The organism is Massilia sp. DJPM01, from assembly GCF_030348125.1.
GTDB classification, from domain to species: domain Bacteria; phylum Pseudomonadota; class Gammaproteobacteria; order Burkholderiales; family Burkholderiaceae_D; genus Telluria_A; species Telluria_A frigida.
Genome location: NZ_JAQOZV010000098.1, coordinates 1 through 11,493, shown reverse-complemented (window position 1 = coordinate 11,493; position 11,493 = coordinate 1). Strand labels below are relative to the sequence as shown.

10 protein-coding genes are annotated in these 11,493 nt (G+C 64.7%); 2 read left to right on the top strand and 8 right to left on the bottom strand.

All coding sequences use genetic code 11. The features are described from left to right. The 6 genes from PO883_RS32920 to PO883_RS32895 all read right to left on the bottom strand — a co-directional run bounded on the left by PO883_RS32920 (nucleotide 1) and on the right by PO883_RS32895 (nucleotide 6,696). The gene (locus PO883_RS32920) at nucleotides 1–1,761 is read right to left on the bottom strand and encodes an ATP-binding protein (RefSeq protein WP_289313538.1); all 1,761 of its coding nucleotides are present in this window, start codon (nucleotides 1,759–1,761) and stop codon (nucleotides 1–3) included. Nucleotides 1,762–1,806: 45 nt separating this feature from the next. Further along, complete coding sequence (locus PO883_RS32915) at nucleotides 1,807–2,604, bottom strand: ABC transporter ATP-binding protein (protein WP_289313537.1); 798 nt, start codon at nucleotides 2,602–2,604, stop codon at nucleotides 1,807–1,809. A gap of 1 nt (nucleotide 2,605) precedes the next feature. Next, nucleotides 2,606–3,427 (bottom strand): ABC transporter permease, encoded by an 822-nt coding sequence (locus PO883_RS32910; RefSeq protein WP_289313536.1) that lies wholly within the window; start codon nucleotides 3,425–3,427, stop codon nucleotides 2,606–2,608. A 12-nt stretch (nucleotides 3,428–3,439) separates the two neighbouring features. Continuing rightward, a complete protein-coding gene (locus tag PO883_RS32905) occupies nucleotides 3,440–4,408 on the bottom strand; it encodes an ABC transporter substrate-binding protein (protein WP_167085860.1) in 969 nt (322 codons plus the stop codon). 194 nt (nucleotides 4,409–4,602) lie between these two features. After that, a complete protein-coding gene (locus tag PO883_RS32900) occupies nucleotides 4,603–5,067 on the bottom strand; it encodes a cache domain-containing protein (RefSeq protein WP_289313535.1) in 465 nt (154 codons plus the stop codon). A 66-nt stretch (nucleotides 5,068–5,133) separates the two neighbouring features. Next, nucleotides 5,134–6,696 carry an oligopeptide:H+ symporter gene (locus PO883_RS32895; protein ID WP_289313534.1) on the bottom strand — a complete coding sequence of 521 codons (1,563 nt, stop codon included), beginning with the start codon at nucleotides 6,694–6,696 and terminating at the stop codon, nucleotides 5,134–5,136. A 342-nt stretch (nucleotides 6,697–7,038) separates the two neighbouring features. Between PO883_RS32895 and PO883_RS32890 the strand changes: the two genes are divergently transcribed. Together PO883_RS32890 and PO883_RS32885 are read left to right on the top strand one after the other, a co-directional pair. After that, nucleotides 7,039–8,679: an alpha-glucosidase gene (locus PO883_RS32890; RefSeq protein ID WP_289313533.1), complete on the top strand. Its 1,641-nt coding sequence runs from the start codon at nucleotides 7,039–7,041 to the stop codon at nucleotides 8,677–8,679. After that, nucleotides 8,679–10,523: a glucokinase gene (locus PO883_RS32885; protein WP_289313532.1), complete on the top strand. Its 1,845-nt coding sequence runs from the start codon at nucleotides 8,679–8,681 to the stop codon at nucleotides 10,521–10,523. The genes PO883_RS32890 and PO883_RS32885 overlap by 1 nt, the downstream gene beginning before the upstream one ends. Before the next feature lie 19 nt (nucleotides 10,524–10,542). Here PO883_RS32885 and PO883_RS32880 read toward each other — a convergent pair whose 3' ends face one another. Then, the gene (locus PO883_RS32880) at nucleotides 10,543–11,058 is read right to left on the bottom strand and encodes a hypothetical protein (protein ID WP_289313531.1); all 516 of its coding nucleotides are present in this window, start codon (nucleotides 11,056–11,058) and stop codon (nucleotides 10,543–10,545) included. 39 nt (nucleotides 11,059–11,097) lie between these two features. Beyond that, on the bottom strand, nucleotides 11,098–11,493 hold a 396-nt coding region (locus tag PO883_RS32875; protein ID WP_289313530.1), incomplete at its 5' end, for a 2-hydroxychromene-2-carboxylate isomerase.

Sequence of the window (11,493 nt, the reverse complement as noted above, 5' to 3'; positions counted from 1 at the left end):
CTAGTCGTTTTCCCTGCCCGGCAGCGGCAGGCGCACCTCGAATTGGGCGCCGCCGCCGGGGCGGTTGTTGCCTTCGAGGTGCCCGTTCATGGCTTGCACGATCGATGATGATATCGCGAGCCCGAGCCCGAGGCCCTTGCCCGATGGTTTGGTGGTAAAAAATGGTTCGAACAGGTGGGCGGCCACGCTGTCGGACATGCCCGCGCCGCTGTCGGCGATACGCACCACGGCGTAGCCATCCTGCTGCGCGAGCGTGACCGACACCTCGCGCACCGGCGCCTCGTCGACGGCATCGAGCGCATTGCGCAGCAGGTTGATGAACACCTGTTCGATGCGCACGGCGTCGCCGGTGATCAGCAGCGGCGCGGGCGGCGGCAGCGCCAGCGCCACGCCCAGGCGTTTGAATTCGCCCGCCAGCAAAAATGCCGAGGCGGCGAGCGACTGGGCGATATCGACTGTCGCCACGGCGTCGCTGCGCCGCGCGAAGCCCTTCAACTGGCCGATGATGGCGCCCATGCGCGCGCTGGCATCGCTGATGTGGGTCAGGTTGGCGCTGGCCTGCGCCTGCTGCCCGCGTTCGAGAAAGGTGCGCGCATTGTCGGCAAATGCGCGGATCGCGGCCAGCGGCTGGTTCAGTTCATGCGTGACGCCGGCCGCCATCTGCCCCAGCATCGCCAGCTTGCCCGCCTGGACCAGCTGGTCCTGGGTCGAGCGCAGTACATGTTCGGTTTGTTTCAGGGTGGCGTAGCGCGCTTCCAGGTCGTCGTTGGCCTGGCGCAGCAGCGCGGTGCGCTCGGCCAGTTTTACATCGAGTTCGCTCGCCGCACGCTGCAACGCGGCGTTGGCGGCCTGGCGTTCTTCGAGCCGGCGGCGGCGCTGGTACAGGGCCCAGGCGCCAACGGTGGCGCTGGCCGCGACCAGCGCGGCGGCCAGTGCCCACAGGGCCGCCATGCGCCGCACCCGCCCCGGCGAGGGGAACAGCATCAACTGCCACCCCAGGCGGCCCGTCGTGCGGGCGGCGTGCGGCGCCGGCTTGCCGTCGATGGGCGTGATGGTGCGGCGCGCGTACTGGTCGGTGCTGGCCAGCTCGCGCTGGGTAGCGGCGCTCAAGGTGTGCAGGCTGCGGTACTTCCATTGCGGCCGGTTGGACAGGAACACCACGTCGGCACGGTCGGCCAGCACGATGGTGTCCTCGGCGCCGGCCCAGTTGCGTTCGAATTCGTCGAGGCTGATCTTGACCGCGACCACGCCGCTCACCGTGGCGCCAGTCATCACCGGCTGGGCGATGAAGTAACCGGGTTCGCTGGTGGTGCTGCCGATGCCGTAAAAGCGCCCGGCGCGCCCGGCCAGCGCCTCATGAAAATACGGACGGTAGCCGAAGTTCCTGCCCACGAAGGTGAGCGGCAGGTCCCAGTTGCTGGCGGCGAGCGTGTTGCCGTCGCGGTCCATCAGGTAAATGGCGCCCACCTTCGACTGGCGCTGGATCGCCTTCAGGCTGCGGTTGACCTGGTCGATGCGCGCGCGCTCGCCGGGATGGGCGAGCAGCGCGGCCACGTTCTCTTGCAGGCCGACGACGTAGGGCAGGGTCTCGAACTTGTCCAGCGCCGATTCCAGTTCGGGCGCCATCAGCTGCAACTGGCGCGCGCCGCGTGCGAGTTCGTCGGCCGCGCCCTGGCGCGCCGCCCACTGGTAGGCGGCCATGATCAGCCCCGCGCTGGCGAGCAGCGCGAGGAGCCAGGCGAGTTGTCGTTTTACGTGCATGGGCGGCCCACGGTGAGTGGCCTCGATTCTACTGCACGCGCACCCCTAGTCGACAGCGGCCATCCTTATTTCATCGTTGTGGTGGCGCTGCTGCTCTTCCATCACAAGTGCCCCCAGCTCGCGCTTGAGTTCATTGAAGGCTGCCGACGACGGGTCGCGCATGCGCGGCAGTTCGACGATGATGTCGCGCTTGACGGTGCCGGGCCGGTAGGTCATCACGATGATGCGGTCGGCCAGGTAGATCGCCTCTTCGATGCTGTGGGTGACGAACACGATGGTCTTTTTCAGGTCGGCCCAGATGCGCAGCAGCTCGTCCTGGAGGTTGCGCCGGGTGAGGGCGTCGAGCGCGCCGAACGGTTCGTCCATCAGCATGATGGGCGAGTCGAGTGCCAGCACGCGTGCAATCGCCACGCGCTGGCGCATGCCGCCCGACAGGTCCTTGGGAAAGCGCTGCCGGAAATCCGACAGCGACAGCATCTCCAGCAGGGCGCCGACGCGCTTGTCGATCTCTGCCGCTTGCATGCCCTTGATGCCGAGGCCGAAGCCGATATTCTTCTCGACCGTCATCCAGGGGAACAGGGCGTATTCCTGGAACACCATGCCCCGGTCCGGCCCGGGGGCCGTGACGCGCGCGCCGTTGGCGTGGATCTCGCCGGTGGAAGGCAGCGAGAAGCCGGCGATGGCATTGAGCAGGGTCGACTTGCCGCAGCCCGATGGCCCCAGCAGGCAGACGAACTGGCCGTCGGGGATATGCAGGTTGATGTCGCGCAGGGCGGTCACTTCGCGCTCGCCCGCGTTGAAGATCTTGCTGACGTTCGTAACGTCGATGTGGGAGGAAGTCATGTCAGCTCTCCAGGCCGCGATGCCAGCGCAGCAGATGGTTGTTCAGTTTATTCATGGCGATGTCGATGCCCAGGCCCAGGAGGCCAATGCTGATCATGCCGGCGACGATTTTGTCGGACCAGAAGTATTCGCGCGCTTCCAGGATGCGGAAGCCCAGCCCATTGTTCACGGCGATCATTTCGGAGACGATGACGACGATGAAGGCGGTACCGATCCCGATCCGCACGCCCGACAGGATGTACGGCACGGCGGCCGGCAGCATCACGCGCAGGAACATCGTGCTCTGGCTGGCGCCCAGGTTGCGCGCGGCGCGGATGTAGATGCTGTCGACCTGGCGCACCCCGGCGATGGTATTCATCAGCACCGGGAAAAACGCGCCGATGGCGATCAGGAACACGGCCGGCGCATTGCCAAGGCCGAACCACAGGATCGCCAGCGGAATGTAGGCGATCGGCGGAATCGGGCGCAGCACCTGCATCAGGGGATTGAGCCAGGCGTACATGGTACGGCTCGATCCCATCGCCAGCCCGAGCGGCAGGGCCAGGCCGGCGCCGATGACGAAGCCGACCACCACGCGGTACATGCTGCCCATGGTGTCGATCAGCAGTTCTCCCGAAAACATCCACGCCAGGCGCGAACTGGTGGCCGGGTCGAACGCGGTCAACGGCAGCGCGTATTCGATCCACTTGAGCAGTACCGCCCACGGCGAAGGCAGCACCTGGGGGTTGATCACCCCCAGCATCGCCCCGGCCTGCCACAGGGCGACGATGACGACCGGTACGACGAATCCAACGGCGCTTTCGCGCCATGTAGCTTGGGTCATGAAGGCCTCCGCTTATTGGACGGACAGGGACTTCTTGGCCTGATCGAGCAGGTCGGTCTTGACCCAGTCCTTGGCGAGCGGCGGCGTGCGCATCTTGCCGGTACCGGTCTTGGCCATCACGTCGGTGGTGGTCTGGATATGCTCGATGCTGACGTCGTAGGTGTAGGGCGAGTTGGCGATCGCGTCCTCGAAATCATCCTTGGTGATCTGGTTCTTGAACATCGATTCGCGCACATATTTTTCGCCGGCCGCCTTGTTATCGATGAACAGCTTGGTGGCCTGCACGAAGCAGCTCATGAACTTGGCCGCGGTGGCGCGGTTCTCCTTGTAGAATTTTTCGCTCATGACGAGCGTGCGTACCGGCTCGCCGATCGGGGTGTCGTAGGGTTTCATCACTTCCATGCCGAAGCCCTTGTTGATCGCTTGCGACGATTGCGGCTCGCTTTGCATGATCGCGTCCAGGTTCTTGCCGAGCAGCGCCTGGTTCAGGTCCGCGAACGCGAGGTAAATCACATGCACGTCCTTGCCGGCCGAATCGGACCAGGTGAGGCCATGCTTGGCCAGTTGCGCGTACAGCAGCACTTCGTGGATGCCGCCGCGCGTCACGCCAACCTTCTTGCCCTTGAGGTCCTTGACCGACTTGATGCCGCCGTCGGGGCGCGCGACCAGGCGCGCGCCACCTTTAGCGAAACCGGCCACGATGTAGATCGGCGCACCGTTGGCGCGGCCGGAAATGGCCGCCTCCGACGCGGTGGCGCCGACGTCGAGGTCTCCCGAGAGGATCGCCTGCATCACGTCGGGGCCTTTGGCGAACATGTTTTCTTCCACCTTGATGCCGCACTTGGGCGCGATCTCCTTGATGTACGAGACGGCGCCGTAGTGGGCGAATTTGAGGTTGCCGAGCCTGACGACATTGTCGGCCGCCTGGGCGGACGCGGACAGGGCTGCCGCTGCCAGGATCAGGTGCTGGATGGTTTTCATTTTTCATCTCCGTTATGGTTTAGCTACACCATGCCTGTTGCATCTTCCGTGCCAGCGCTGCGGGCGCTGTCCGCAGGGGCGCAGGGGCAAGGAGACGGGCGAAAACTGGCGGAAATCCGGAATGGGGACGATGCGGCGTGCGGAAAACCGCGAAGAGGGCCGGGCGCCACGGCTGCGGCGCCCGGGAGGGGTACTTACTTGTAGATGCCGCAGTTGATGATCAGGTCTTCGTATTTTTCAAAGTACATCGACTTCGGTTCGATCTGCTTGGTGACCGGATTGACAAACTTGTAGTCCTGCCAGCCTTTGCCCTTGGCCTTGACCAGGTCGAGGCGCTCGCGCATGAACGGTTTGCCGTCGGCGTCCTTCAGTTCGATCAAGTCCTTGCCCTGCATCTTGGCGTTGGCGCCATGGGCCAGGTTCTTCATGGTCATGTCGTTGATGGTCACGTACAGGTCGCGGTCGCGAAAGCGGGTGTTTTGCAGGTCGTTGATTTCGGCGATGGTCTTCTCGCGCCCATTCGCTTTCATATAGGCGATCACCTTCTGCACCAGTGCCTTGGCTTCCTCGGCTGTGCCATGGTCGCTGGCGGCGGCGCCGCTGCTGGTGCAAAACACGGCGGCGCAGCACATTAACGCTATCTGGAACAATTTACGCATGATGATCCCCTTATCGTTGTAGGGGCGGGGAAGCAGGCTGCTTTCCCGCCTTTGGCACGGCCAGTTTTACGCCTTGGCCGGTGCGGCGTCGGAACGGTAGTTATCCATCATCTTGTAGCGCGTCGCATACCAGCCGAAGACGGCGGCGGCCACGAACGCAAAGCCGGCGAAGAAGTACATCTGGAAGGCGATGACGCTGAACCCGCTGGTGGCGATATGCGAGATCACCGCATCGTTCTTGATGCTGGCATTGACGATCAGTACCCACAGGCTGCCCACCGTGGTGGCCAGGAACCAGAACGCCATGATCACGCCCTTCATCGATGGCGGCGACTGGCTGTACGCAAATTCGAGTCCGGTGGCCGACACCAGCACTTCGCCGAAGGTGAGCAGCGCGTAGGGCAGCACTTGCCACGCCATCGAGGTTGGGGTGCCGCCGTCCATCTGCACCTGCAGGGCGCCGATCACAATCCACGACAGCGCCGAGAACACGATCCCGGTGGTCATGCGGCGCAGCGGGGACGGTTGGATGCCCATCTTGCGCAGCGCCGGGTACAGCACCAGGTTATTGAACGGGATCAGGATCATCACCAGCAGTGGATTGAGCGCCTGCATCTGGGCCGGCACGAACGTGAAGTCCTTGCCGAACAGAGTGAGGGTAGGGGCAATCATGGAGTTGGCCTGGACGATCCAGGTCGACGCCTTCTGGTCGAACAGCGAGAAGAATGGCGTCACCAGCGCAAACACAATCAGGATGCGCAGCACCGCGCGCACACCGTCCACCGCCACATCCGGATGCAGGCCGCGCGCGCGTTCAAGCTGCATCGAGGTACCGATGCCGCCGAAGGCCAGCAGCAGCACCAGGGCGGTGCAGGCGGCGATCACGAAACCCCATTGCGGCGACATGGCCAGCGACGCGACGGCGCCGGCCACGCCAAACATGGCCACCGCCAGCCCGGTGCGCGCCTGGCCCGGCTTGTGCGTCATGAGCGCGCTGCGCGCCACGCGGGTGAACGAGTCCGGGTCGGGCGGGGCGGGCGGCACGTGGATGTATTTTTTGCGTCCCAGCCAGAACACGATGGTGGCGATGAACATCAGTACGCCGGGAATGCCGAAAGCGACAGCCGCGCCGTAATCGCGCAGGAAGATCGGCATCAGCAGCGACGCGAAAAAGGAGCCGAAGTTGATCATCCAGTAGAACACGTCGTAGACGACTTTCGCCTTGTTCTTGTTGGTCTGGTCGAACTGGTCGCCCACGAACGACGAGATCAGGGGCTTGATGCCGCCCGAGCCGAGCGCGATCAGGAACAGGCCGAAGTAAAAGCCCTTGAGGCTATCTTCGAAGATCGCCAGGCAGGCATGGCCCGCGCAGTACACAAGACTGAGCCAGAAGATGGTGTCGTACTTGCCGAAGAAGCGGTCGGCCAGCCAGCCGCCCAGCAGCGGGAAAAAGTACACACCGATGACGAAGGTGTGGAACACGTGCTTGGCTTCGCCGGTGCGGTCGGCGACCGGCATGAACAGCAGCAGGGTGCTGATCAGGAAGGGGGTGAGGATGTTGCGCATCCCGTAAAAACTGAATCGTTCGCACCCCTCGGTGCCCACGATGTACGGAATCTGACGGGGCATCGGCCCGTTTCCGCTTTCTTTATCTTTATCCAACTGCGACATGGGTACTCCCACTATGTAAACAGATGGGATGCTAAGCCCAAGCCCGGAGGCTGGCAACAGGTATCGCTCGCCATGGCGGGGTGCCACCTCCGGCCACCGGACGCGTCATTACAACGGCAGGTGCAGTTGGTCGGCATGGCTGTAGTTTAACTACCGAATGTATTCCATCAGCGGTAACATATCTTGCATAAGTTGTTGAAATAAAACGAAATTAATCGATTTTTCCGTTTTCTCCTGTCAATTGTAAAATCGGTGAGATTGATGTATATTATGTACAAAAAACTCACATGGGCGCCCATCATGAACAAAGACGTTTCGCTGCACTCCGAACAAAATACGCCATGGTGGCGCGAGGCCATCATTTATCAGGTTTATCCACGCAGTTTCCGTGATACCAATGGCGACGGCATCGGCGACCTGCCCGGCATTACCGAAAAACTCGACTACATCGCGGGCCTGGGCGCCGACATTGTCTGGATTTCACCGTTCTTTACCTCGCCGATGAAGGACTTCGGCTACGACGTCGCCGATTACTGCGACGTCGACCCGATGTTCGGCACCCTGGACGACTTCGACGCGCTGATCGCCAGGGCCCACAGCCTGGGCCTGAAAATCATGATCGACCAGGTGCTCTCGCACAGCGCCGACATCCATCCGTGGTTTGTCGAAAGCCGCAAGAGCCGCGACAATCCCAAGGCCGACTGGTATGTGTGGGCCGACCCGCTGGCGGACGGCAATCCGCCGAATAACTGGCTGTCGGTGTTCGGCGGCTCGTCCTGGCAGTGGGACAGCCGGCGCAGGCAGTATTACCTGCACAATTTCCTGGTCAGCCAACCGGACATGAACTTCCACCATCCCGAGGTGCAGCAGGCGCACCTGGACAACCTGCGCTTCTGGCTGGCGCGCGGCGTGGACGGCGTGCGCATGGACGCCTGCAATTTCCATTTCCACGATCCTGAACTGCGCAGCAATCCGGCCGCCACCAACCGCGACACCTCCACCGTCACCGATGTGAACCCGTACGGCATGCAGGCCCACGTCTACGACAAGACGCGTCCGGAGAACCTGGCCTTCCTGCAAAAGATCCGCGTGCTGCTCGACGAATTCGGCGCGGTCGCCATCGGCGAAGTGGGTGCGGACGATGCGCTCGGCGTGATGGCCGACTACACCGCCGACGGCGACAAGCTGCACATGGCGTACAGCTTCAACCTGCTCACGCCCGAATTCTCGGCGGCGCACGTGCGGCGCCAGGTCGAACAATTCGAGGCGCGCGTCAAGGGGGGCTGGGCTTCCTGGTCGGTCGGTAACCACGACAGCATCCGCGTCATGACGCGCTGGGGCGGCGCCGCGCCGACCCATGCGCTGGCCAAGCTGGTGCTGGCGATGCAGCTCTCGCTCAAGGGCACGCCGTGCCTGTACCAGGGCGACGAGCTGGCGCTGACCGAGGCCGACGTGCCGTTCGAGCTGCTGCAAGACCCGTACGGCATCACCTTCTGGCCCGAGTTCAAGGGCCGTGACGGCTGCCGCACGCCGATTCCCTGGACCGCCGAACTGCCCAACGCCGGCTTTACCACCGGTACCCCGTGGCTGCCGGTGGCCGAGGAGCACATCGCCTCGGCCGCCAGCGCGCAGGAAACCGATCCGGACTCGCCGCTCAATTTTGCGCGCCGCATCGTCGCCTGGCGCCGCCAGCAGCCGCAGCTCACGCGCGGCGAGATCGTCTTCTTCGACGCGCCCGAACCGGTGCTGGCGCTGCGCCGCGACCTGGCCGGCCACGCCAGTGTGCTGGCCGTGTTCAACCTTGGTCCCGAACCGGTGACGTACGAGTTTGCCGACGCCCTGGACGCGGTCTCGATGATCGGCCACGGCCTGCATGGCAGCGCCGAAGGCGGCACGCTCACCCTGCCGGCCTATGGAGCCTGGTTCGGCACCAAGAACTGATGGACGAGCAGCCAGATCCCGCGAAATTCGGCCGCACGGCCTTTGCCGACGGCCCGCGCCTGCTGGCCGACATCGGCGCGACCCATGCGCGCTTCGCGCTGCAAACCGCGCCCGGCGTATTTCGCTCGGTGCGGGTGCTCAAGTGCGATGACTTCGAGGGCATCGTGGCGCTGCTGCGCTTTTACCTGGCCGACCATGCCGGCATGCTGCTGAACCACGCGGCGCTGGCGGTCGCCAATCCGGTCAACGGCGACCAGGTGCGCATGACCAACCGCGCCTGGGAGTTTTCCACCGATGCGGTGCGGCGCGAACTGGGCCTGCACACGCTCCTGATCGTCAACGACTTCACGGCGCTGGCGATGGCGCTGCCGGGCCTGAGGCCGGACGACCTGATGAAGGTCGGCCCCGGCAAGGCCGCTGGCAACGCCGTCATCGGCGTGCTCGGTCCCGGCACCGGCCTGGGCGTGTCGGGCGTGATTCCGACCGTCGATGGCTTCGTCACGCTCGGCAGCGAAGGGGGGCACGTCAATTTCGCCCCGGCCGACGAGCGCGAATTCGCGATCCTGCAGTTTGCCTGGAAGGAGTGGGCGCACGTCTCGAACGAGCGCCTGATCTCCGGACCGGGCATGGAAATCATCTACCGCGCGCTGGCGCAGCGCAACGGCATCACGGCAGCTGCGCGCGCCTCGCCCGAGATCATCGCCGCCGCCATCGATGACCGGGACCCGCTGTGCCTGGAGGTGATCGACTGCTTCTGCGGCATGCTGGGCGGGGCCGCGGCCAACCTGGCGGTGACCCTGGGCGCCTTCGGCGGCATCTTCATTGGCGGGGGCATCGTGCCGCGCATGGGCGAGCTGTTTGCCAGCTCGCCGTTTCGCAGCCGCTTCGAGGCCAAGGGGCGCTTCTCGAGCTACCTGGCCGACATTCCCACTTACGTCATCACCACGCCCAATCCGGCCTTCCACGGCGTGGCGACGATTTTGTCGGAGCACCTGCGCGGGCGCAGCGGCGCCAATACGCTGATGGAGCGCGTCCAGCACCTGCAGCACGAACTGACGCCCGCCGAGCAGCGCGTGGCCAGCCTGGTGCTGGAACAGCCGCGCCTTGTGCTCAATGAGCCGATTGCCGATATCGCGCGCCTGGCGGAAGTGAGCCAGCCGACCGTGATCCGCTTTTGCCGCTCGCTCGGTTTCCTGGGCCTGGCCGACTTCAAGCTGCGCTTCGCCAGCAGCCTGACCGGCGCCATTCCCGTGCGCCACAGCCAGGTGCGCGGCGGCGACAGCACGCACGACGTGTCGGCCAAGGTGATCGACAACACCGTCTCGGCCATCCTCAAGTTCCGCGACCAGCTCGACGTGCGCGCGCTCGACCGCGCCATCGACCTGTTGACTCACGCGCACCGGGTCGAGTTTTACGCGATGGGCAATTCACGGGTGGTGGCGCTGGATGGCCAGCACAAGTTTTTCCGCTTCCGCATTCCGACCTCTTCGTATGGCGATTCGCACCTGTTCTCGCTCGCGGCCGAATTGCTCAAGCCGGGCGACGTGGTCATTGCGATTTCCAATTCGGGGCGCTTGCCCGAGCTGCTGGCGGCCGTGGACGTGGCGCGCGCGGCCGGCGCCGATGTGATTGCGATGACCAGCAGCGGTTCGCCCCTGGCCAAGAAGGCCACGGTGTGCCTGGCGGTCGACCACGCCGAGGATAGCACCAGCTTCCTGTCGATGATCTCGCGCATCATGCAGCTGCTGCTGATCGATATTCTGTCGGTCGGGATTTCGCTCGGCGCCAGCGGGGAGGCCGGCGGCGCCAGCCAGCACACCCGGATTTCGCACCTGGGCGGGTAGGGCAAGCCTGCCCGTGGCCTCAGGGCGCCGGTGCCGGCGCCGCCCCGGGCTCCGCCTTTTTGATGATGCGCTCCAGCGGGCGCATTTCGGTGCGCCATTGGGCCAGGGTCAGCTGGCGGTCGTCGTTCATGTCGTCGACCAGGATCTCGTCGCCTGTGGTGGCGACCAGAAAAGTCTCCCAGCGATGCGCGGCCTCCTTGCTGTCCTCGACAAAGCTCAGGCTCCAGTAACTTTTTCCGTGGATGAGCTTTGTCGCGCTCTCGTCGTCGAGCACCGCGCCGTGCGCGCTGCCGCCCGAGACCTTGTCGATATGCGCCGACCAGGCTTTCAGTTCCGGCAGCGCCATCAGCGCATCGATGGCTTGTTCTTTCGTGCGCGTCATCTGCGCCGCCGGCCTGGCCGCGGGCGTGGCCCTGGCGGCGGCCGAGGCCGCTGTCTGGACCGATTCATGGTGATTGTGGTACAGCACGGCGCCCACGCCGACCAGGGCGATCATGGCAAACAGCAGGACGACTTTTTTGGACGATCCGGACATAGAGATGGGCAGCTGGGACGCGTTGATGTTCCGGTCATACTACGCCAAAACTATACTGGCAGCAACATGACCGGCGGCCCAGGCCACGCCATCCTCCAGGCGGTCGTTCCCCCAGAACATCTCGTCCCCGGCAAAGAACATGGGCGCGCCGAAAACGCCGCGCCGCACCGCTTCCTCGCCCTGGGCGCGCATGGCCAGCTTGTTCTCGTCGGTGCCGGCGGCGGCGATCAGGGCGGCGCCGTCCAGGCCCAGCGCGGCGAGCACTTCGCCGACCAGGGCCGCGTCGTCGATCTCGCGGTCCTCGACGAAATTGCATTCCATGATGCGCCGGCAAAACGCGCCGATCCACGCTTCGCCGGCACCGAGCAGGGCGACCCGCAGCGGCAGCAGCGCGCGCCGTGGGAAGGCGCGCGGCTGGGTCCATGGCAAGCCGTA